The 23,088-nt window shown below is 60.2% G+C and carries 17 protein-coding genes; 11 read left to right on the top strand and 6 right to left on the bottom strand.

Annotated elements, in window-relative coordinates; all coding sequences use genetic code 11:
• Positions 1–81: 81 nt before the first annotated feature.
• The 3 genes from BLX42_RS09210 (at position 82) to BLX42_RS09200 (ending at position 9,375) form a co-directional block, all read left to right on the top strand.
• Positions 82–2,547, top strand: coding sequence for a hypothetical protein (locus BLX42_RS09210; RefSeq protein ID WP_161871636.1), 2,466 nt, complete (start codon positions 82–84; stop codon positions 2,545–2,547).
• A 1-nt stretch (position 2,548) separates the two neighbouring features.
• The gene (locus BLX42_RS09205) at positions 2,549–5,437 is read left to right on the top strand and encodes a hypothetical protein (RefSeq protein WP_161871635.1); all 2,889 of its coding nucleotides are present in this window, start codon (positions 2,549–2,551) and stop codon (positions 5,435–5,437) included.
• 71 nt (positions 5,438–5,508) lie between these two features.
• Positions 5,509–9,375: an RHS repeat domain-containing protein gene (locus tag BLX42_RS09200; RefSeq protein WP_161871634.1), complete on the top strand. Its 3,867-nt coding sequence runs from the start codon at positions 5,509–5,511 to the stop codon at positions 9,373–9,375.
• A gap of 49 nt (positions 9,376–9,424) precedes the next feature.
• On the opposite strand, the gene BLX42_RS09195 is transcribed toward BLX42_RS09200, so the two are convergent.
• The 3 genes from BLX42_RS09195 to BLX42_RS09185 all read right to left on the bottom strand — a co-directional run bounded on the left by BLX42_RS09195 (position 9,425) and on the right by BLX42_RS09185 (position 11,378).
• The gene (locus tag BLX42_RS09195; protein ID WP_161871633.1) at positions 9,425–9,964 is read right to left on the bottom strand and encodes a fimbrial protein; all 540 of its coding nucleotides are present in this window, start codon (positions 9,962–9,964) and stop codon (positions 9,425–9,427) included.
• A 77-nt stretch (positions 9,965–10,041) separates the two neighbouring features.
• Entirely contained in the window at positions 10,042–10,767 is a 726-nt protein-coding gene (locus tag BLX42_RS09190; protein WP_161871632.1) for a molecular chaperone, read from the bottom strand.
• Between the two features lie 65 nt (positions 10,768–10,832).
• The gene (locus tag BLX42_RS09185) at positions 10,833–11,378 is read right to left on the bottom strand and encodes a fimbrial protein (RefSeq protein ID WP_046786701.1); all 546 of its coding nucleotides are present in this window, start codon (positions 11,376–11,378) and stop codon (positions 10,833–10,835) included.
• Between the two features lie 316 nt (positions 11,379–11,694).
• Here BLX42_RS09185 and BLX42_RS09180 point away from each other — a divergent pair, with 316 nt between their 5' ends.
• Positions 11,695–13,215: a hypothetical protein gene (locus BLX42_RS09180; RefSeq protein WP_161871631.1), complete on the top strand. Its 1,521-nt coding sequence runs from the start codon at positions 11,695–11,697 to the stop codon at positions 13,213–13,215.
• A 43-nt stretch (positions 13,216–13,258) separates the two neighbouring features.
• Here BLX42_RS09180 and BLX42_RS09175 read toward each other — a convergent pair whose 3' ends face one another.
• On the bottom strand, positions 13,259–13,666 hold the full coding sequence (locus tag BLX42_RS09175) for a PA2817 family protein (RefSeq protein ID WP_039601026.1): 408 nt from the start codon (positions 13,664–13,666) through the stop codon (positions 13,259–13,261).
• Between the two features lie 79 nt (positions 13,667–13,745).
• Positions 13,746–16,193 carry an acyl-CoA dehydrogenase gene (locus BLX42_RS09170; protein WP_161871630.1) on the bottom strand — a complete coding sequence of 816 codons (2,448 nt, stop codon included), beginning with the start codon at positions 16,191–16,193 and terminating at the stop codon, positions 13,746–13,748.
• 199 nt (positions 16,194–16,392) lie between these two features.
• Between BLX42_RS09170 and BLX42_RS09165 the strand changes: the two genes are divergently transcribed.
• From BLX42_RS09165 to BLX42_RS09155, 3 genes are all read left to right on the top strand, one after another.
• Positions 16,393–17,016, top strand: a complete 624-nt coding sequence (locus BLX42_RS09165; protein ID WP_046786572.1) for a glutathione S-transferase — start codon at positions 16,393–16,395, stop codon at positions 17,014–17,016.
• 132 nt (positions 17,017–17,148) lie between these two features.
• Positions 17,149–18,081 (top strand): ABC transporter ATP-binding protein, encoded by a 933-nt coding sequence (locus tag BLX42_RS09160; RefSeq protein WP_039601023.1) that lies wholly within the window; start codon positions 17,149–17,151, stop codon positions 18,079–18,081.
• Complete coding sequence (locus BLX42_RS09155) at positions 18,078–18,857, top strand: ABC transporter permease (protein WP_012313417.1); 780 nt, start codon at positions 18,078–18,080, stop codon at positions 18,855–18,857. Before BLX42_RS09160 ends, BLX42_RS09155 begins: the two co-directional genes overlap by 4 nt.
• Here BLX42_RS09155 and BLX42_RS09150 read toward each other — a convergent pair.
• Positions 18,741–19,367: a DUF2062 domain-containing protein gene (locus BLX42_RS09150; protein ID WP_119688512.1), complete on the bottom strand. Its 627-nt coding sequence runs from the start codon at positions 19,365–19,367 to the stop codon at positions 18,741–18,743. The genes BLX42_RS09155 and BLX42_RS09150 overlap by 117 nt on opposite strands.
• Positions 19,368–19,508: 141 nt before the next feature.
• Here BLX42_RS09150 and BLX42_RS09145 point away from each other — a divergent pair, with 141 nt between their 5' ends.
• The 4 genes from BLX42_RS09145 to BLX42_RS09130 form a co-directional block, all read left to right on the top strand.
• A complete protein-coding gene (locus BLX42_RS09145; RefSeq protein WP_161871629.1) occupies positions 19,509–21,722 on the top strand; it encodes a DNA internalization-related competence protein ComEC/Rec2 in 2,214 nt (737 codons plus the stop codon).
• A gap of 111 nt (positions 21,723–21,833) precedes the next feature.
• A complete protein-coding gene (locus BLX42_RS09140) occupies positions 21,834–22,469 on the top strand; it encodes a MotA/TolQ/ExbB proton channel family protein (RefSeq protein WP_039601022.1) in 636 nt (211 codons plus the stop codon).
• Positions 22,466–22,900, top strand: coding sequence for a biopolymer transporter ExbD (locus BLX42_RS09135; protein ID WP_012313421.1), 435 nt, complete (start codon positions 22,466–22,468; stop codon positions 22,898–22,900). The genes BLX42_RS09140 and BLX42_RS09135 overlap by 4 nt, the downstream gene beginning before the upstream one ends.
• Positions 22,900–23,088, top strand: a 189-nt coding sequence (locus BLX42_RS09130) for a tetraacyldisaccharide 4'-kinase (protein ID WP_178110727.1), incomplete at its 3' end; no start/stop codon positions are given. The genes BLX42_RS09135 and BLX42_RS09130, both read left to right, overlap by 1 nt.

Genomic DNA, 23,088 nt, shown 5'->3' with positions numbered 1-23,088 from the left:
TTGAAACAGGCCCGGCCGGGCAAGCTCGCCGGCGGCCTGACGTTGCATTAATGAAAACATGGAACATGGAGATCAACTTTGATGAACAGTAAAATTCCTGCACTGACTCAAGCCATCAGCGCTCAATCGCTTGAGGAGTTTCTTGCCGAGATGGACAAGGGTGCAAAAACCCTGAAGTGGGATGCACTGCTGGTGTTTGACCGGGGCGCTACCAATGCCCTGCTGACGCAGGAATACATTGACCGGGTCGATATCGAAGATGTGTTCTTCCCTGCGCTACCCGATGGCAGCGTTGACGTAGGTAATGGCATCGAGCATGTCTTGCTAGGCCTCATACTTGACAAGCCACGGCTGTCTTTCGAAAACGCAAGTATCCAGGACTCGAGAGGCAAGTTGCAGATGCGCTTGGTGGGCGGTAAGCACATCGAAGTGAGCGAAAAGTTCCTCGATGGTAAAGCTGTCAGGCGCGTTGGAGCCCTGACGGTTTATAACGCTGCCACGCGCGGTTTACTGGATATGAATATCAGGCTGGAGGCCGTGGCAGGCTCGGTAGAGAGTAACGGCAAAGTCTTGCTTGATTTGAATGACGCATTCGACCATCAGTTCAGTGGAGGGGGCACTGAGTTTGAGAGGCAGCGCTTGGGGTTGTATTTCCAGGACGTGTTCGACGCCTGGAGTGAAAAAAATGAAAGAATCACCCAATTCCCGCTCAGCGAGATGGTCGTTGACGAGGGGTCGCCTATCAATCCTGGTGTCTTTGGTCTTCGCACCCATGCTGCCCCTGGGGCGACTGTGCTCGGCAGTGAGGGTTATGGTGACGGTGCAGTGGTTGTGTTCGTTGCCATGAAAGGCAGTGTAGCCGGCACTTACCCCCATGATGATGCGGCGATGCTGTACATGTTGCCTGATGCCCCAGAGCCGTATACCAGTAACCTGGTATTTTCGAATAAATTCTTGGCCAACCAAATCTTTAAGCTGGGCTTTGAACAGCTTGAAATGACCAAAGGGCGATTTGAGGTAGAAGCATTGGCCGGTGAACGCTTTAAATTTGTGGCCAATTCAGAGGTTGTCGCCAATGAGACGGTTTCGTTGGCAAAAAAAAGAAGTGGGGGGCTGGGGTCGGAGTATTGGGAAAATCATTTGAACCTCGATAATATTTCTCCTGTGCTTTTTTCCAGCGGCAATGAGTTGCTGTTCGAGCAGAGGTCGTTGAAGGGAACACTTGTTTCGAGCGCGCGTATTGGTTCGGTTGCTGCTACCTGGACGGGGAAGTGGGGGAGCGGGTCAGACTCGTTTGGTGTCTATGCGGATGTAAAGGCTGATGTAGGATTTAAGTTTGTAATCAAGAAGGTGGATGGGCAGGCGAAGTTGGTTTTTGAATTGGAGCAGTTCGATTTTTCTGCGGAGTTTACCATTGATATTGGTAGCGGCTCAGACAAAGATCGCTGGCGTGACATGGCAAGAGAAATAGAAGCTGAGTTGGAGGGCATACTGCACCCAAGGTATCAAGCGCGATTCGACGACTTCAAGAATATCACGTTCGAAATCGACGCGTTGCGTCTTAACAACTTGCTTTTCCGTGGCGATAACGTCGTCGAACCGCGCGACGTGGCCATGCCGACCGACTTGACCCTGCTCGGCAACCTGGCGCCCAAGCGCACCACGCTGGTTATAAGCCCTCAGGAACCCATCGTTGCAAGCGGGCAGGTGATCGATTTCACCGCCGACGCTACAACAGGTGGTGTCACCTGGAAAGTGGAAAACCTCCCGGGCGAAACTGGCGAAACTGGAGCGTTCAACGATCCATCGAAGGGGCGATATACGGCGCCATCGGATGATGCGCTGCGTGCCGGAGGCTACCGCCGGCTGATCGTGACGGCCACCAGGGGCGAACTGGTCAGCAGGGCGTTGGTTAGCGTTGTGCCAAGCCAGGTCACCGTGAACCCATGGGTAGCGGTGGTCAATGTGGGCCAAAGTTATTCACTGAGTGCGGGCACGCCAGATTCTGCCGCCCTGAGATGGGACGACCCCGAGCTGGGTAACGTCGGCCCCGATAACGATCCGTTGAACCCCGAGGGTTACAAGTATACCGCGCCGGTGAGACTGCCCACTCCTGCCCCATCAGACCCGCTACACGCCGGCGCGCTGCGCCTGGACCCGGTCACCGTTTGCCCGGCTGCCGGAGGTGCGGCAGCGACCATCGACATGCTGGTGGTTGGCGCCAAGAACCCCAATTACTGGTTGGAGCCAGAAGCCATGAGCGGTGGCAGCGTCGCGCTGCCGTTCTACAGGCTCAACCGTAATTTTGAAAAGGTTGAGGTACCCGAGCCTGTCGAGTGGACAGTGCTGCGCGGCAGCGGAACCGTCGACCAGGATACCCGGGTCTATACGCCCGCGCCCGATGCGGACGAGCAGTACGTGATCATATCGGCATTTTACGACGACGGGGTTTCTCCCGATACCCTCGACTACGTCGTTTTGCCGCTGCCATTCGTTCCGGTGCGGCGTTACGCCGATATCCTCAATCCAGCCATCAAGGAGGTTTGAGATGGACCGTGATATGAAGAAGGCGACTTTGCAAACAAATCTGGAAGCTTCGGTGCGTCTCGGATGGGGGGGCGTGCTTGCCTTGGACCGCCGGCTCCTTGACCTTGTGCTTCGCGAACAGTACCTCGACGCTCTCGGTAATTTCGGCGCGATGGACCCTATCAATCTGGAGGCCTACCTCGACGAGGGAGAGCGAATCAGCGTTTCGTTGCAAGGGCTGGTACTGGGCGCGCCCCAGGTCAGCTTCGAAAATGCGCCGCGGTTCAGCCAGGACCTGACGTTGCGGATGAACATTCTCGCAGGTGAATACATGCGAGTTGTGCACCTGCCAGGCAGCCCCAAACGCGTCGTGGAGAGCTTCACCATAACCGAGGCCATGGGTTTTCGCGTCGAAGCCCCGTTGTCATTACGGGTCGGCCGGCCGAAGGGGAGCCGGTTCACCTTGCTGGAACTGGATCTTGCCAGTGCGGTCAAGTTTTCCACCAACCTGGGGCCAAACGATTATATCAACAACATGATCGGCCTTCGCCTGCAGGAAGCGATCAGCTATATGCAGGTTTACCAGCGCACCTATACCCTGGGCAGTTTCGTCATGGACGATTACTACCCGTTGAGCCCGGACCAGTTCATGGTGCGTACCATGCCGGCCCCGTGGGGGCAAAGCGAAGGTAGCCCTCGCCATGGAGACGGTGCGGTGCTGGTCTTCATGAAGCTGGGGATTGACCTGCGCCCAGGGGGGCAGCCAGACCCAGGTATCGGCTTCCCTTATCCGATCGCCGAGGATGCGGCCGGTCTGCCGGGTACCCTGATCCTCGTTCCTGATATCGCGGATCTGGGGGCGGGGCAGATCAAGGATGTACTGAAGACCTTCAGCCTGCCCAGTGGCCATGAGTTCGTTCCAGGGGCACCAAAAACCGGAGCCGATCTTGTCGTGCCCGGCGACTGGCAGAAAAAACAGCAGGCCGTAACGGTCGAGCCCGCCCTCGCGAAAGTCGTAGCCGGACAGACCATCGCGTTCACTGCCGATGGCGCAACTGGCCCGGTGCAGTGGTCGGCCATCAACCTGAAGCGCCCTGCGGCGATCGGCTCATTCAGGGGTGCCAGCTACAGCCCGCGCCCTGCAGCCAGTTTCGTCGAGGACCAGCAGATGGTGCTGGTGACCGCCACCTCGCCTGAAGCAGGCGGCGAGGGGCGCAGCCACGCTTTGGTGATGGAAAGTGCCCGTGCGGTGCAGGTTGCACCGCGTGTTGCCACTTGGGTGCAAGGTGAAGACCCGATCGAGCTCCGCGCCTCCAGTGTCGAGGCAGGCAGGCTGGAATGGACGCTGGTGGGCGCAGCGCTTCTTTCGGAGGGTGAACAACGCGTCCAGACGCTCTACGAGCCGATTGGTGACCTTGATGACAGGGGTGACGGTCGGGCCATTTTCACGCCCTATCCGCCTAGTGGCGCGGTCGATTTCAGGGTTCAGCGAATCCGTTGCACCAATCGGATGACCGGAGAAAGCGCTGAAGCTGCGGTGGTAGTGATCAGGTGGCATGCAGGCCTGAATGTGGTTCCGTTCCACGTGGCCCAAGCGCTTTCGGTTCAACCCACGCAGTTCACCGTGATGTCCAAAGACTTGTCGCAAGACCTGGGCAGCGCTATGACCTGGACTGTGAATGGGGAGGGTGAGTTCGATGGCAACGTGTATATGCCTCCGGACAACCCACAATTACCCATTGCGGTGGTCACTGCTTTTGACGGCGTGGAGCGCACCGGCTACGCCATCGTGGAGTTCAGCGAAGGTCGGCAGGCAACAGCCGGGCTGTTGTCATGGGAGGCCATCGGCAACTTCGAACTTAGAGCCCTCGGTGCGCCCCAGTGCTTCGCCAACGGCTGGCAGCAGATTGAAGTCGAGGTGACCGTTGCAGCCGCGAATGATCACAATAGTCAACCGGTCGACATCTCCGACGCCGATATGGCAACTTTGAAGTTCTTGAATGCCGACAGCAATAACGATCTACCCTTCCTCGCGCCGATGGAAGAAGCCTTGGCCAGCGACGATCAAGGGGGTGGAGACTGGGCGGTAAACAGGTACGCAAACAACATCCGCAGGCAAGTTGCTGTAAACGGTGGGTCGAGCGCGCCCTTGCAGGCCAGAACCCGCCGGTTCTTTCTCCATTCCCGTAAGCCAGGGATTATCAGGGTTGTTGCCTCGATACAGAATACCTTGACGGGTAAGACAGTGACATCGTCGGGGTTTGGCGAGAAAGGCAGGCTGGAGTTGCGGGGGCAGGTCCTGCCTTCCTTCACACAGGAGCTCTATTCCTTCAAGCGTACCCGCGTGGCAGGGGATGAGTCTCCGTCCGAAGGGGATGAGTTCGCTTACGTCGACAAAAGTACTGACAACTGGTTGCTCGAGCACGTCCTGAGGGAGGGCCGGGTGACCAAATTCGCACGCTTGATCATCAGGGATGCCGATAACAAATCGGGTGTACGTTGGTCGTGGAGGCCCGGGTCGTCGACGCCACCACTCAAAGACGACGATTTTGTCAGCTACACGGGTTTCTCGTTCCAGTCGCTTGATGGCGGGGTCCGCGACGAACTGTTGTTTGACGGGCTGCTCTACCGCATGGCGAAGCAGCGAGGGTATGTACTGCCGAGGCTGGTGCAAGGCGCGAAGCCGGGGGCTGGGCAACTGATGCTCATCCTGCAGCGGGACACGGGTTTCGTTCTGCAGAGCGGGATGGAAGCCCCGGCTTATCGCCAGGTACTTGAAAAGGACCTGGTATTTACGCTGCTGGATGAGGAGGGCAACGAGCATCCGCTGAACTTTGCGTTTGCCGTTACGGCGGAAGAAGAAAGGCAAGGAATAACCCATCGGGACGTCCTGAAACTTTCCATTCGCTAAGCATGGGCTCACCTCGGCACACGTGGGCGCTGAGGTGAGCACTCCACTACGCCTTTCGGAAAATCAATCACATGACTATTGAAACCGTACTCCATTCCAATGCATTCAATGCTTCTGGCTTTGTGCAAAACAATGTCGACCCGCGCACCGGCCAGTATGCGTTAAGTATCAACCTGCCACCCCTGGTCGGTAATGACCAGGTGGGGCCAGAACTGCCGATCCGGCTTGTGTTCAACCCGTTCAGCGACCAGGACGTCGGCTTTGGGCGCGGTTGGTACATCGACCTGACTCAGTACGTGCCCGGTACGCGCATGCTGCGGCTTCACACAGGAGAAAGCTTCAAGGTGACGGGCAGTGGCACAGAGCCGGGGATCAAGGAAAGAAAGCTCGAAAGTTTCCGTTTTCTTGATGACAGTGTCGGCAACAAGCAACAGTTTCGGGTGGTTCACAAGTCGTACATGGAAGAAGTCCTCAGTGTATATGGGGTGGGTGAGCATGCCGTTGCGTTGCCTTCCGAGGTGCGCGCAGCTTCCGGCCATCGTATTCTGCTGAGCTATACGCCCGATAACCAAAGGCTGGAACGTATTGTCGATGGCACAGGGCTGGAACTACTGAACATCAGTTATGGCAGCACGGTGACCCTCGACCTGCACCCCAATGCCAATGGTGCCAACAAACCTTTGGCGCAATACAAGCTCATCTTGCGCAATGGGGCGTTGAGCCAAATTGACTTGCCGGCAGAAGCGGGGGGCAACTGGCGTTTTGAATACACCACTGCCTTTGGCCTGACCTGCCTGGCCAAGGTGTCCACACCCTACGGTAGCGTGGAAGACATCGGCTACGGCGAGGGCGGCGATACAGGCCATCTGCTACCAGGCGGCGGATCGCGTACAGCCATACCACGGGTGACTTCCCATGTGGTCAACCCTGGTGCTGACCAGCCACCGATGAAAACCACCTACACCTACACCATTTTGCAAGACAGTATTCAGGCGCCGAACAACTTTGTCGGTAACGGCAGCGGTGTCACTTGGCGTGACGATGGTGAAGATAACCTGTATCGCGCCCGCTCCACGTACCTTTATGGAAGCACGGCGCACCAGTGGGGCAAGGGTGGGGATGGCAAGGATCAGGTGTTGCGTACTACGCAGCGCACGTACAACCGTTTTCACCTGCAGGTGAGCGAGGTTGTGTTGCAAGGCAACAACCAGCTTGCCAGCAGTACGACGTACCACGGCAATGTGGCAACGGAGTTCGACAATCAGCCGAGCAACTTCCAGCTGCCGCTGGAACAAGACCGCACTTGGTCGCTGCAAGGGGATGCCTCCAAAGTTCGTCACGAGCCTGCCACCAGGACCGAGTATGACCTGCATGGCAATTTGACTGCTCAGACCCTGCCCTCAGGCCAGCGTACTGTCATCGAGTATTACCCTGCCCAAGGTGGTGACGGCTGCCCGCCCGACCCGGACGGTTTCGTGCGAAATCAGAAGAGTGTGACGGAGTATCCGGCATCAGGTGGCGACATGTCCGCACCGGTCTTGCGCAGGCGTTTTGAGTATGAAGCGCTCGCCCGGGTCAGCTATCCAGGTGCTTCGACCACACTGCCTGTGTCCAATTGGCTGGTCGCGACCCAGGAAAGCCTGTGTGAAGTGGTAGGGGAGGAGGAGCAGGCTGCGCTGCAAGTAACCACCATGAGTTCGATCGATGAACCCGCCGACTTGCTGCGCCATGGTCGTCCGCTGCTGCAAACGTTGCTCATGGGCGGTAAAGCTACCACGACCGGTTTTACCTACAACAAGGAAGCCCTCGATGGGCACCCTGCGCTGGTGACCGAGCAGCAGGTGACTGGCTTTGATCATGGCGAGCTCGACGCCGAGACCGGCCAGCCGCGCCATGTCTGCAAGGTGATCACGCTGAAGGATTCGGTGCTCATTGGCCAACCGCTGCTCAATCGTGACGACAACGATGTCGAAATCGAGTACGAGTACGATGCTCTGCGCCGGGTCGTTCGCGAAACGGTATCGCCCAATGAAGCGGCGTACACGGCAACGCGCGTGTATGAGTATGGCCTTGTGAGCGCACCTGGCGGCAAGGCGTCGCAAAGCCGGGTGGACGTCAAGGGGGTTGCCATTCGCTCGTACATCGATGGCCTGGGGCGAGTGGTCAGTGAGGAACGTCATGACGCCGACGCCGAAGACATCCAGCTGCATCAGGTTTTCCGCCCGCGCAATGCGTTTACCTACGATGAGCTTGGCCAGCTGACCGAGGCAATCGAATACGATTGGAAAGGGCAGCAGCAAATGCCGCTGGCGATCCAGTATGAATACGACGACTGGGGCCAGCAGCGCTGCGAGACCGGCCCGGATGGGGTCAAGCAGTTTGAGGAACATGACCCGATCGGGTCCAACCCTGACGGTCAAGACTCCAAGGGCAATCTGCCCACCCTGACCAGCTGGAGCGAATCTGCCGATGGCACGTCGAGCGTGGGCAAGGCTATCACTTGGTTGAACCTGTTCGAGCAGCCTGCCCAGCTGCAGCGTTTCGACCTGGCGGGCAAGCTGTATGCCAAGCATGAGTACTTCTATGACGGCCTGGGGCGTAATGTGCGAGAAGTCGATGCACGCAAAGCGGTTACCCGCTCCAGCTATGACGCTTTCGGGCGCCCGGTCGACCAGACGCTGGCGGACGGGGCCGTGGTGCACCGCGATTATGCCGTGCACAGCAGCGACGACCTGCCGACCAGTATCAGTGTCGAGGGTGCCGTGCTCGGGGAGCAGGTTTTCGACGGCCTGAACCGCATGATCACCTCCATCACCGGAGGGCGGGCAAGTAACATGCACTATGAACCTGGCCAGTCCAAGCCGAGCAGGGTGATGACGGCTGCAGGCAATGTCATCGAATACCAGTACATTCCGCAGTTGGGCGAGGACCCGGAAGTGCGGCGCATTCCGGGTAAACAGGCGGACTACAAATTCGACCCGCAAAACGCGCGGCTCACCTGGTGCAAGGAGGAGGGGGAGGAGCTGACCCGGGCCTATTTCAGCACAGGCCAGATCAAGGAAGAAACCCGCACGATCGGGAATGAGACCTGGGCCATGGAGTATGGCACCAGTCTGTTGGGGCGCCAGTTGTTCTACAAGGATGTTCTCGGCCAGACGCAGACCTACGATTACTACGCCAGTGGCCTGCTACAGCAGACTGCGCTGGGGACCACCAGCAGCCGGTTCTTCTATGATGGGTTGAGCAATACCCAATGCATACTCACCCTGGATGGCACGCAGGGGCTGGCCACGGAACTGGAGTATGACCACCAGGGGCGGGAATGTCTGCGCAGGTTCGTGTTCCTGAGCACCCAGGTCGAGGCACCGATCGAAGGCTTTGCGTTCGCCAACGAAGCTGTGCAGGCGCTGGTGGAAGAGGCCGGGCTGCGGGTGCAGGGTGTACAGGAGCTCGTGCAGGAATACAGCGTGCTTGATCAGATCACCTTCAAAAAGCTGAGCGAGAATGGCAGTGCCTTGCGTGAGGAAACGTACAAGTACGACGTGCGCGGCCGCCTGGAGGAATACTTCTGTGAAGGGCTGCTTTCCCATAGCCCGAGAGACCCGGCCGGAAAGACTATTCGTTACCAGTTTTTCGAGTTCGATGCACTCGATAACATCACCTGGGTACTGACTGAATTTGAGGAAGAAGACGGTAGCAAGGGCGCAAACGAGGCCACTTACCTATTCGAAAATGAAGACCCTGCGCAACTGACCGGCGTGACTAACAACCACGCTGACTATGCCGACTTCACGTTGGAATATGACGATGACGGCAACATGAAGCTCGATGACAAAGGCAAGACGTTGAGCTATGACGCCCTGGGTCGCTTGAGCAGCTACGATGGTAACGGCTATAGCTACGATCCTTTGGACAGGCTGGCCGGCCAAGGGGCATGAGCTAGGGGAAATGAGATCGGGCCGTTAGGCCCGACCTTTTTTGCGGGGCTTACGGCATGTCCACCCTGAACTGAACATCACTGTTGGCGAAACCGGCGGTTACCTGGGTAGCGGTCGCTTTGTAAGCGGCAGAGAACAACATGTCGGTAGGTTTGCTGTCATGCAGGGGGTACTGCTTGGAGGCGATACCGTTATCTACCGGTGTGCCTGCGTTGTCCTTGATGATCAAAGCCAAACCTTTGGCGCCACCTGGCTCAAGGGCATACAGTGTGCCGCTGGCGCCAGCGCCGCCGTAACTTCCGGTAAAGGTTACGCTGGCACTGGCACCGGGCAGCAATATGCAGCCTCTGCCCGGTGTAAGGCGCAAGCCGAAGGCGCGGTTCGCGGCCTCATCATCTGCCTGCTTGAACTGGGCAGCGTTCACGTTGCCCATGTAGATTCTGCTGGCGGGCAGGCCGGTCGAAGGGTCGATGATTTCAATCGCACAGGTCCCACTGCTGACCTGGCCGAAGAAGTTGATCGAGCCGGTGTTTGCCAGCGCCTGTTGACTGGCCATGGCGAGTCCGAAGGCAATGACTAGGCGCTTCATGGAAGGCTCCTCGATTTTTGTGAAGTACGATAGCGAACGAGCCCGGAGGGCTCGTTCGTATGTATTGGCAGGCAAACTCAGGAACCGCTCGACAGTGCCTTGTGCATCGCCGGGGTGGCGACCCCGTAGTCATTGATGGTGGTGAAGGTCAACTGCAAAGCATTTACCGATTTGATACGGGCAAGGTCATAAACCTGCTGCCCGAACGGCGGCGCCATTGCCATGGCCTGTATAGCTTCCGTCGTACCTGCAGTACTGACCTCCAGGCGGCCGAACGTATAGTGGTAGGGCGTCGGGTTGTCTACCACTAGCTGGACAGGCCCAAGGCCTTGGCGCACGGACCATTTCAGCTCACCGATGCGGTCGAAGGGCCGATCTTTCAATTCGCTGGGGCGGTAGAAAAGCTTGAGGCGCGTACGCAGCGCAACATTGAGTACGTTTACGTCCTCAGGGGTTACTTCGGGAATTTCCTGAACATTGAGGTAGAAGAGTGTTTCCCGGTCCACAGGCAGCTTGTTGGGTAGACGGCTGATCTGCACCATCTGCTCCTTGCCGGGGTCCAGGCGAAACAATCCTGGCGAGGTAGCCAGAGGGACGGCTGTGTCGTTATCGTCCCTGGCGGTGTTGACCCAGCTTTGTACCGCGTAGGGGCGGGGGCTGGGGTTGGCGATAACCACAGAAGTGCTGCGTTTGTCGCTGTCGAAAACGATACGTGTGGTATTGACGGTGAGCGCTGCCTGAGCGGGTTGCAGGATGGCTGCGAGGCAAATACCCCAGCCAAGGCGGCGCAAGTGAGTCTTCATCTGGCGATACCTGCTGAACGGGATGAGTTAACCCCAGGCGGCTTCAGCACGCCCGGGGCGCTATCTCATGGGATGTCGACAAGAAATTGCACATCGGTATTGGCGGTACCGGCGGTGACGCCGGTGCCGATGGATTTGTATGCCGCAGAGAAGATCATGGTGGTGGGGTTCGTGTCATCCAGCGGGTAATCCTTGGAAGGCGTACCGTTGACCACCGGTGCGCCAGTATTGTCCTTGATGGTCAAGGCCAGGTTGTTGGCCCCACCTGGCTCCAGCGCATACAACGCACCACCTGTACCAGCGCCACCGTAGGCTGCGGTGAAGGTGACCTTGGCGCTGGTGCCTGCGGTGACGACGCAGCCGCCTCCTGGGGTGACACGCATGCCGAAGGCGCGCGAGGCGGCCTCATCACCTATGGCGGTGAACTGCGAAACGTTGACGTTACCCATGTTGATGCGGGCCACCGGCAGACCTGTTGATGGGTCGATGATCTGGATCGGGCAGGTACCGGCATGGACTTGGCCGTAGAAATTGATCGAACCGGTATTGGCAAATGCTGCGTTGCTGGCCAGGCCAAGCCCGATGGCAAGCGTGATGAGCGTCTTTTTCATGTTGAACCCCACTGTGGAACAGTTGTAAGCAGGACGTTCTCGTCCTTTGAGTTTCTGCCGAACAACTGGACCGGCAGGGCGCGAAGTTTAGGTCGATAAGCAATGGAACGGCGTAGGAAAAGTCTGATGATATTCAGGTAAATTCATCACCTTGGCGGTTGATCATGTAGCGCCCAGCGAACCGGCAAGCATGTCGTTACTGAACTCTGTATAAGAATGGTTAATTCAACGATCAAGACAACTGACAAAAATGCCAGTTTTCAGAACCCTGTTCAAAGATGTTCAATAAAGAATTATTCGTAGACGGGGTGCGTATATGAAAAATGTAATCGATGAAGATGCTGATCCAGCCTCTGGGGGCTCAGTGCTACTGTCCATGTGGATGGACCTGTCCACTGCCAATGCGTTGTGGAGAGATGTCAATCATGATGACTTTCTGATCGAGTCGATTGTTACGGTCACGCCTATGCCGGGCGGGATCATGGAGACGACGATGAGAAAGTTTTCGCGCATTGAAATTATTGCGACGGGCAATGTTTATAGCGAAGTTAATCTGTACCCGGCGTATGACGTTGTCGCCGACACCAAGAAGCTCGGTAATAGGGGTGACGAGCAGATCCTTCGGTTGACCGAGGTACCGCTCCCCGCTGCGAGGCTGAGGGTGACGCTGCCTCTCGCTAGCAGCTACCTCAGGTACCGTGCGCAAGATCAAAGTGTGCTGAGCCTCGAATGGAACGGGGACGCCAGTTACGCCTATTACTACCCAAAGGAGTCCAGAATCCCTACAGCAGTGCCTGCGGAGTATGAGGATTATTATGATCGGCAAGAAAAAATTGAAATCGCGATGATGCCGCGGGCTGTCGATTCGCGGCTTCAGGACCTCTACATTTACATGTTGACGACTGAGAGTCTGGCAGATCGGCATTTCCTGTTTCATCAACAACCTCAAGCATACAAAAACCTTGCAGGTCGGAGGCTACAGGCCCCTACGCCTGAAGTGCAGACAGTCTTGTCTGCGCAGTTTTCACAAACCAATTTTCCAGAAGTTTCTGCAGGTTCCCCCCCCGCAGACAATGCGTGGTTCAGCCATCTGGTTACGCCACCGGGCGCCTGCGTACCTGATGGAGGAACGAAGCTCTCCACGGGGTGGCTAAGCAACTACAAGGTCGGCCCTGAAAGGCCGTGGAATCCCTCAACGGTTGCGAGTGCTGGTACAGTGCACAAAATCGCTCCGCAGGCACGGATTTTTCCCGCCGGTGAGCTAAGGCAGCAATTGGGGTTTGTCGGCACTCCCGTACCCGGTGCGGTCTGGAGTGTGGCGGGTGATGCAGGTGGACGTATTGTCAAAGAAGGCAGCGATCACTTTTATGAGCCCGCAACAAAGCCGCCTGGCATCTTGTTCAGCGAGCCGGGGGAAACGCTGATCCCCGCTGTTTTGAAATCAAGCTATTCGTTGCTACCTGCGCGCACCGATGTGGTGACGGCTGCTGGAGGAGGAGCCTCGGCCTCAGCACTTTACGTCACGACATTCGTTGGGCCGACTCACTTCATCAGATTTCACGCTGAGGGCGCCGCTTTACGCTTGAGTTGTTGCTATTTCAACCGCTATCAGGAGGAGGCGGTGTTACAGCCGGAGCATGTCAAGTGGCATATCCTTGCTGGCAACGGTGAGGTATCGACGCAAGGGATATTCACACCCCTGTCGGCAGCACCAACTCCTGTGACAATCCTGATGGCTGAAGATCTTCGTGTAGACACTGAATGGCGATTCGCGGTAACGATCATTCCTATGCCGCTGCTGTCTCTGCGCGATGTAATGCGGCTACAACAAGCCTGAAGCGTTTTGCCACATTCGACTTTGCCCCCCGGGCCAGCCCAATCTAGTGTTGGCTGCCCGGTTGCCCATTGAGCAGTTGCTTCTCCTGGTGCCAGTCGAAGGGCTCATCGTTCTGTTCGGCTTCGTACCGGCGCTCTTCAAGGCGTTGATACAGTTCCAGCTCTTCATCAGGCATGAAGTGCAAGCAGTCGCCGGCGAAGAACCATAGCAAGTCGCGTGGCACCAGATGGGCGATCTGTGGGTAGCGCTGGATGACCTGGCAGATTAGGTCCTGGCCCAAGTACTGGCTTTGCAGCGGGTCCTGCGGCAGCAGGGTCAGCAGTTCATCGAAGCGTTCGAGGAACAGAGCGTGGCTTTCCTCCGGTACCTGGTCGGCTTCACCCAGCGCCACCAGGATGGTGCGCAGGTGGTTCAGCAGTTGCAGGTGGTATTCCAGGTGGGGGTTGGCCATGTGGATGGTCCTTGAGGTGGTTGAAACGGGGGCGGAGTATACGCCGGTGGGCAGGGGGCCGCAAAACGGCCCCCTGCATTCAGCGCACCTTGCCTTGTTCAGGCAGTAATTGCTCCTTGTCGAATGCATCCACATCGATCACGGCCCTGCGTGCCTTTTCGGCTGCATGCAGGCGTTGTCCCTCTTCGACTTGCAGTGCACCACACTGAACTGCCGCATCGATGGCCGACTGCCCAGGTGCGGGCTGTACCTTGCCCTCCTTGATCGCCTGATGCAGCAATTTGTGCAGTGGCGCTGCTTCGTCCAGCAGGTTGCAGGCCCGTTGCAATGCTGCCACAGGGTCACCTTCGGCCTGCGGCCGGAAGCAGCCGGCGAGCAACTCCTCCAGTGCCGGGTCGCCCTTGCTGCGGCCAATCAGCGCCGCCACCTCGGCATCCAGTTCATCGCTGGGCCCGGCATGACGGCGGCCGAAGGGGAACACCAGCACGCGCAGTGCGCAACCGACAAAGCGGTTGGGGAAGTTGTCGAGGAGCCGGTCCAGCGCCTTTTCCGCCTGGCCCAGGCTTTCTTCCATGGCCCAGCGCAGCAGTGGCTGCATGTGCTCGGGTGAGCCCAGGTCGTGGTAGCGCTTGAGCGCGGCGCTGGACAGGTACAGGTAGCTGAGCACATCGCCCAGGCGCGCGCTCAGGCGCTCGCGGCGCTTGAGCGCACCCCCCAGCAGCATCATCGACAGGTCGGCCAGCAGGGCGAAGGCGGCGGCTTGGCGATTGAGGGCGCGGAAATAACCTTGGCTCAAGGCATCACCGGGCTCCGGCTCGAAGCGCCCCAGCCCCAGGTTGAAGATCAGCGTGCTGGCCGCGTTGCCGGCGGTGAACATGATGTGTTTCATCAGCAGTTCGTCGAATTCCTTCAGAGCCTGCTCCCGGTCATCACGGCCAGCCAAAGCCATTTCTTTCAGCACGAACGGATGGCAGCGGATGGCACCCTGGCCGAAGATCATCAAGTTGCGCGAAAGAATGTTGGCGCCCTCGACCGTGATGAAGATCGGCGCCCCTTGCCAGTTGCGGCCCAGATAATTGTTCGGGCCCATGATGATGCCCTTGCCGCCGTGCACGTCCATGGCGTGCTGGATGCATTCTCGCCCACGTTCAGTGAGGTGGTACTTGAGGATTGCCGACAGCACCGAAGGCTTTTCGCCAAGGTCCACGGCCTTGGCGGTCAGCAGGCGGGCGCTGTCCATCAGCCAGGCGTTGCCGCCGATGCGCGCCAATGATTCCTGGATGCCTTCGAAAGCCGCCAGTGGCACATTGAATTGCTCGCGGATGTTGGCGTACTGGCCGGTGACCAGGCTGGTGTATTTGGCAGCACCTGTGCCCACAGCAGGGAGGGAGATGGAGCGGCCCACCGACAGGCAGTTCATCAGCATCATCCAGCCCTTGCCAAGCATGGCCTGGCCTCCGATGAGAAATTCAAGCGGGATGAACACGTCCTTGCCGCTGTTGGGGCCGTTCATGAAGGCCGCGCCCAGTGGCAGGTGGCGTTTGCCGATTTCCACACCGGGCGTGTCGGTGGGGATCAGCGCCAGGCTGATGCCCAGCTCTTCTTCTTCGCCCAGCAGGTGATCCGGGTCGTAGGCCTTGAAGGCCAGGCCGAGAAGGGTGGCGACCGGGCCGAGGGTGATGTAGCGCTTTTCCCAGTTCAGGCGCAGGCCGATGACCTCCTCACCTTGCCATTGGCCTTTGCAGATGACACCGGTATCCGGCATTGCGCCTGCATCGGAGCCGGCCAGGGGGCCCGTGAGCGCGAAGCACGGAATGTCGTCGCCCCGGGCCAGGCGTGGCAGGTAGTGGTTGCGTTGCTCGTCGGTGCCGTAATGCAGCAACAGCTCAGCCGGGCCGAGGGAATTGGGTACCATCACCGTGGAGGCTAGGTCACCACTGCGCGTGGCGAGCTTCATGGCGACCTGAGAATGAGCGTAAGCGGAGAAACCTTTGCCGCCGTATTCCTTGGGAATGATCAGGGCAAAGAACCCCTGCGATTTGATATGGGCCCAAGCCTCGGGCGGCAGGTCGAGATCCTGACCGATTTGCCAGTCGCTGACCATCGCGCACAGCGCCTCGGTCGGGCCATCGATGAAGGCCTGTTCTTCTTCGGTAAGTGTTGGCGCAGGGTAGTCGAGCAGCGTGCGCCAGTCGGGGCGGCCGCTGAACAACTCGCCGTCCCACCATACGGTGCCGGCGTCGATGGCTTCGCGTTCGGTCTGCGACATGGGCGGCAGGGTGCGCTGGAACCACTTGAACACAGGGCCGGTGAATACCTTGCGCCGCCACTCGGGTAGCAACAGCAGGGCAGCCTTGGCGGCCAGAACCAGCCAGATCAACGCCAGCAGCCAGCCGGGCGCCGAGCTGAAGATGCCCATCAGCAGGGTATAGCCGGCAACGATGGCGAGTATCTGCAGCGGTGGCAGACGCCGGTGGGTGAGGTACGCCGTGCCGATCACCAGGACCAGCAACCACAACAGCAACATAATCCTTCCTCCTTGGAACCAGGGGCTTGGGCCGTCTCACAGAGCTTAGACGCAACACAGTGAACGGCAGTATCAGAACAGTGACAGGGTGTGGCTGTGGGAGTTTCAGCTCATTGTTCGTCTGTATCGACCCACTCGCCGATGCAGGCGACAGAGGCCTGGAGTAGACTCACCCCTTCGCATTCATAAGGACGTCGTCATGCTGAAGATCTGGGGTCGCAAGAATTCGAGCAATGTGCGCAAGGCGCTGTGGATCGCCCACGAGCTGGGCCTGGATTTCGAATCCATCGACGCCGGCGGCGCCTTCGGTGTCGTCAACGAGCCGCACTACCGCACCCGCAACCCCAATGGCCTGGTGCCCATGCTCGAAGACGGCGACCTTACCCTGTGGGAGTCCAACACCATCGTGCGCTACCTGTGCGCCGAGTACGGCGCAGAGCAGGGCTGGTACCTGAAAGACCCGCGCCAGCGCGCCTTGGCGGACAAGTGGATGGACTGGACCACCTCGTCCTTTGCAGGGGCGTTCCGCCCGTTGTTCTGGGGCCTGCTGCGCACCCCCGAAGACCAGCGCGACTGGGTCGCGATCAATGCCGCGCACAAACAGTGCGCGCAGTTGCTGTCGATCGCCGATGAAACCCTGGCGCACCAACCGTACCTTTCCGGTGACCAGATCGGCATGGGCGACATCCCACTGGGGAGCTTCGTGTACGCCTGGTTCGAAATGCCCATCGAGCGCCCGGCCATGCCCCACCTGCAAGCCTGGTACGAGCGGCTGAAGCAACGCCCGGCCTACCAGGCGGCGGTGATGACGGCACTGACCTGAACCTGCTTCGATAGTCACTATCAATACACATGACTGTACTTGTGCGGCCAGGCCTTGCACCATGGCCGCACTCACTGCGCCAGTGACTTGCCCTGGCGTGTCCTGACCTTTTCACTCGGTACGTGACCCGCTATGAGTTCTGCCCTGTCCATCCGACAGCTGACCAAAACCTACGGCAACGGCTTCCAGGCCCTCAAAGGCATCGATCTGGACGTCGCCGAAGGTGACTTCTTCGCCCTGCTGGGCCCCAATGGCGCCGGCAAATCCACCACCATCGGCATCCTCTCGACCCTGGTCAACAAGACCAGCGGCACGGTGAACGTGTTTGGCCATGACCTGGATCGCGAACCCTCGGCGCTCAAGCGCTGCCTGGGCGTGGTGCCCCAGGAGTTCAACTTCAACCAGTTCGAGAAAACCTTCGACATCGTCGTGACCCAGGCCGGCTATTACGGCATCCCGCCGAAACTGGCCAAGGAGCGCGCCGAGCAATACCTGACCCAGCTGGGGCTGTGGGACAAGCGTGACGTGCAGTCGCGTTCGCTGTCCGGTGGCATGAAGCGCCGCTTGATGATCGCCCGGGCGTTGATCCACGAACCGCGCCTGCTGATCCTCGATGAGCCGACAGCGGGGGTGGACATCGAGCTGCGCCGTTCGATGTGGAGCTTCCTCACCGAGCTCAACCAGAAGGGCATCACCATCATCCTGACCACGCATTACCTGGAGGAGGCTGAGCAGTTGTGCCGCAACATCGGCATCATCGACCACGGCACGATTGTCGAGAACACCAGCATGCGCAAGCTGCTGGGCAAGCTGCATGTCGAGACCTTCGTCCTCGACCTCAGGCAGGACCTGGCCCAGGCGCCCACGCTGCAGGGCTACCCATGCCGCCTGCTGACACCCCATACCCTTGAGGTGCAAGTGGACAAGGACATCGGCATTACCGCGCTGTTCGGCCAGCTGGCCCTGCAGAACATCGAAGTGCAGAGCCTGCGCAACAAGACCAACCGTCTCGAGGAGCTGTTCGTGTCCCTGGTTGAAAAGAACCTGTCGAAGGTGGCCGTATGAGTGTGGAACTGCGCACCAACTGGGTCGCCCTGAACACCATCGTCTACCGCGAAGTGCGGCGCTTCCTGCGTATCTGGCCGCAGACCTTGCTGCCGCCGGCCATCACCATGGTCCTGTACTTCGTCATCTTCGGTAACCTGATCGGCCGGCAGATCGGCGACATGGGCGGCTTCACCTACATGGAGTACATCGTTCCCGGGCTGATCATGATGTCGGTGATCACCAACTCCTACGGCAACGTGGTGTCGAGCTTTTTCGGCAGCAAGTTCCAGCGCTCGATCGAAGAGTTGATGGTGTCGCCGGTATCGCCACACATCATTCTGGTCGGCTACGTGCTGGGCGGGGTGCTGCGAGGCCTGGCGGTGGGGGTGATCGTGACCATCCTGTCGCTGTTCTTCACCCACCTGCAGGTCCATCACCTGGGCGTGACGGTGGTCGTGGTGTTGCTGACGGCGACCATTTTTTCGCTGCTTGGCTTCGTCAACGCCGTGTTTGCACGCAACTTTGACGATATCTCGATCATCCCGACGTTCGTGCTGACGCCGCTGACCTACCTGGGTGGGGTGTTCTATTCGATCAACCTGCTGCCGCCGTTCTGGCAGACCGTGTCGCTGGCCAACCCGGTGCTGCACATGGTCAACTCGTTCCGCTACGGCATCCTAGGGGTGTCGGATATCAGCATTGGTACGGCGATCACCTTCATGCTGGTCGCCACCGCAGTGCTCTACGCGCTGTGCGTCCGCCTGCTGGTCAGTGGCCGCGGCATGCGCGCCTGAGACCCTGTGCTTGCGCCGGCGCCATTGCCGGCCAATCCACCAGCGCCAGTACAGAAGGGTGGTGAACCAGGCGATGATGCCCAGCACCACACCGCACACTACCGAGCCCAGCAGGAACGGCTGCCAGAGCGTTGCCAGCTGGCCGGTGATCCATTCGAAGGTAAGGTCTTCGGGCAGGCTGCGCGGCGGCGTGCCCAGCAACCAGGCGCCGGTCATGTAGGTGACGAAGAACACGGGCGGCATGGTCAGCGGGTTGGTCAGCCATACCAGGCTGACGGCGATCGGCAGGTTGCCACGCACCGGTATTGCCAGCGCTGCCGCCAGCAGCATCTGCATGGGGACGGGAATCAACGCCGCGAACAGGCCCACACCCATGGCCCGGGCCACCGAGTGGCGGTTCAGGTGCCAGAGATTCGGGTCGTGCAGCAACTTGCCGAAAAAGCGTAAGGACTTGTGTTCCCGAATGCTGGTCGGGTCCGGCATGTAGCGTTTGAAAAGGCGGCGCGGCATGTAGGCTCCCCGAGCGGTCATCGGGGAAGTATGCCTTGATTCCGTCTCAGCCTTGTTCAGAGTTTGTGACAATTGTTGAGCGAGCCTTGGCGTCATTTCGTCTATGCCTGAGGGGTAACTGCGTTTCTGGAGCTCTAACTCATGCGCACAGGGATGTTTGCGCTGGCGCTCGGGCTGTTGTGCCTGGGCGTTCTCCCCGAATTGCCATCGGTCGGGTGGCTGTGGCTGCTGCTCGGCGGCGGCCTGGTTTGCCTGGGCACACGGCTGTGGCCGCTGGGCTGCTGCGTGCTGGGTATGTGCTGGGCTTGCTGGTCGGCGCAGCAGGCACTGGATGATCGCCTGGCCCCAGGCCTGGATGGCCGAACGCTGTGGCTGGAGGGCAGGGTGGTCGGCTTGCCGGCCCATACGCTGAGTGGTGTGCGCTTTGAGTTGGAGCAACCTCGCTCGCGCCGCGCTGCGTTGCCCCAGCGCCTGCAATTGCACTGGTTCGATGGCCCGCCGGTGCGGGCTGGCGAGCGCTGGCGCCTGGCCGCGACCTTGCAGCGCCCGGCCGGGCTGCTCAACCCGCATGGTCCGGACCGGGAGGCGCAGTTGTTGGCCAGGCGCATCGGCGCCACTGGTACGGTCAAGGCGGGCCATGTGCTGGACGCCGCGCAGCCGGGTTGGCGTGACGCACTGCGCCAGCGCTTGTTGAGCGTCGCCGCGCATGGCCGGGAAGCGGCCCTTGTCGCGTTGGTGCTCGGCGATGGCGCCGGCCTGGCCCGTGAGGACTGGCAAGCGCTGCAGGCCACGGGCACGGTACACCTGTTGGTGATCTCGGGGCAGCACATCGGCCTGGTCGCCGGCCTGCTTTACGCCTTGGTCGCCGGCCTGGCGCGCTGGGGCCTGTGGCCTCGGGCGCTACCCTGGTTGCCGTGTGCGTGCGGCCTGGCACTGGGCGCGGCGCTGGCCTATGGCTGGCTGGCCGGTGCGGGGGTGCCGGTGCAGCGCGCCTGCCTGATGCTGGCGGTGGTTCTGCTCTGGCGCCTGCGCTTTCGCCATCTTGGGGCGCTGTTCCCTTTGCTGCTGGCCCTCATCGGGGTGCTGGTCGCTGAGCCCCTGGCGCCGCTGCTGCCAGGGTTCTGGTTGTCGTTTGCGGCAGTGGCGACCCTGGTCTACTGCTTCAGCTCACGTCTGGGACGCTGGCGGCCTTGGCAAGGATGGACCCGCGCCCAGTGGGTGATCGCCATCGGCTTGCTGCCGGTACTGATCGCCACCGGTTTGCCAGTCAGCCTGAGTGCGCCACTGGCCAACTTGCTGGCAGTGCCCTGGGTCAGCCTTGCGGTATTGCCCTTGGCGCTGCTTGGAACGTTGCTGCTGCCCTTGGCAGGGGTTGGTGAAGGCCTGTTGTGGTTGGCGGGTGGGCTGCTGGATGTCTTGTTCCGGTTGCTGGCTTGGGTGGCGGACTGGCGCCCGGCGTGGATACCGCCTGCTTTGCCGGTCTGGGCCTGGCTGATGGTCTGTTTGGGGGCGTTGCTGGTGCTGCTGCCGTCCGGCGTGCCCCTGCGCAGCCTGGGCGGGGCGATGCTGCTGGCGTTGTGGGTGCCCAGGGAGGCTGTGCCGCAGGGGCAGGTGGAGGTCTGGCAGCTGGATGTCGGGCAGGGCTTGGCGGTACTGCTGCGCACGCAAAACCACAGCCTGCTTTACGACGCCGGCCCGGCGCGGGGCGATAGCGATCTGGGTGAACGGGTGGTGTTGCCGACCCTGCACAAGTTGGGCGTAAAGCGCCTGGACATCATGCTGATCAGCCATGCCCATGCCGACCATGCAGGTGGCGCGCCGGCTGTCTACCGTGGGTTGCCGGTGTTGCGTGTGCTGGGCGGCGAAGTGCTCGAGGACCTTGCACTGCAGCCTTGTGCCAGTGATGAGCAGTGGGAATGGGATGGCGTGCGCTTTTCGCTGTGGCGTTGGGCCCAAGGGCAGAGCAGCAACGACCGCTCTTGCGTGTTGCTGGTCGAGGCGCAGGGGGAGCGGCTGCTGTTGGCAGGCGATATGGAGGCGGGCGCCGAGCGCGCGTGGTTGGCGGCCCACGCGACGCCACGTATCGATTGGCTGCAGTCACCCCACCATGGCAGCCGCAGTTCCTCGACAGAGCCATTCATCCGCGCTACGGCGCCGCGCGGCGTGCTGATTTCGCGGGGGCGTAACAACGGTTTTGGGCATCCGCATGTGCAGGTGATCGAGCGGTATCGGCGGCATGGGGTGGCCATTCACGATACGGCGGTAGAGGGGGCGTTGCGGTTGCTGCTGGGCAACCATGGCGAAGTGGAAGGGGTGCGGGCGCAAAAGCGCTTTTGGCGGGGCAGCGCGCCGTGATGGTTGATGAGCCTGCCCTGGGTATAGCCACACAATTCCCTGACCTTCGGCAGATGAGCCCCCCGCGCGCCTATGTTAGAGTGGCGGCCTTTTTCCGAGGGGGCGTTTACTGTGTGGGAATTGGTCAAGTCCGGTGGTTGGATGATGCTGCCGATCATTCTGAGCTCCATCGCTGCCATGGCTATCGTCGTCGAGCGCCTGTGGACCCTGCGCGCCAGCCGCGTTACCCCGCCGCACCTGCTGGGCCAGGTGTGGATGTGGATCAAGGACAAGCAGCTCACCAGTGACAAGCTCAAGGCCCTGCGCGCCGATTCGCCGCTGGGTGAAATCCTCGCTGCGGGCCTGGCCAACTCGCGCCATGGCCGTGAAATCATGAAAGAGTGCATCGAGGAGTCTGCCTCGCGGGTCATCCATGAACTGGAGCGCTACATCAGCACCCTCGGTACCATCGCCGCGATGGCCCCGCTGCTCGGCCTGCTGGGTACCGTGCTGGGCATGATCGATATCTTCAGCGCCTTCATGGGGTCGCAGATGACCGCCAATGCGGCGGTGCTGGCCAGTGGTATCTCCAAGGCCCTTGTCACTACGGCAGCCGGCCTGATGGTCGGCATCCCGGCAGTGTTCTTCCACCGCTTCCTGTTGCGCCGCATCGACGAGCTGGTGGTGGGCATGGAGCAGGAGGCGATCAAGCTGGTGGAGGTCATCCAGGGCGACCGCGAAGTCGAAGTGGCCGGAGGCAAGGCGTGAAGTTCCGGCGCAATCGCCAGCGGGAGAACGTCGACATCAACCTGGCGTCGTTGATCGACGTGGTGTTTGTCCTGCTGCTGTTCTTCGTGGTCACCACCACCTTTACCCGTGAGACCCAGCTGCGTGTGGAACTGCCCGAGGCCGTCAGCGCCGAACAGCCCGTCGCAGACCCGGAAAAGCTGGTGGAGGTCACCATCAGTGCCGACGGCGTGTATTCGGTGAACAATCACCTGTTGCCCAAGAGCGACCTGGCGACCCTGACCGAGGCGATCCAGCGCGAATCGGGCGGTGACAACACGCTGCCGCTGGCCATCAGTGCTGATGGCAAGACCCCGCACCAGGCCGTGATCACTGCGATGGATGCCGCCGGCAAGCTCGGTTTCAGCCAGCTGCGCATGACCACCGTCGAGGCCGCCCAGGGGACACCTTGATGGCGCTCGCCGACCGTCTGCTAGCCGCCTGGTACGCCGGGCACCCGGCCCTTGCCCTGCTGCGCCCGCTCGAGGCGCTTTACCGGCGGGTAGTGACGCGCAAGCGCGCACGGTTTCTCAGTGGCGAAAGCGCCAGCTACCGCGCCCCGGTACCGGTCATCGTGGTGGGCAACATCACCATTGGTGGC

Source organism: Pseudomonas sp. SG-MS2 (assembly GCF_009933855.1).
GTDB lineage: Bacteria > Pseudomonadota > Gammaproteobacteria > Pseudomonadales > Pseudomonadaceae > Aquipseudomonas > Aquipseudomonas putida_E.
Note: the sequence above shows the minus strand (reverse complement) of the source record. Positions and strands in the feature narration are given on the sequence as shown.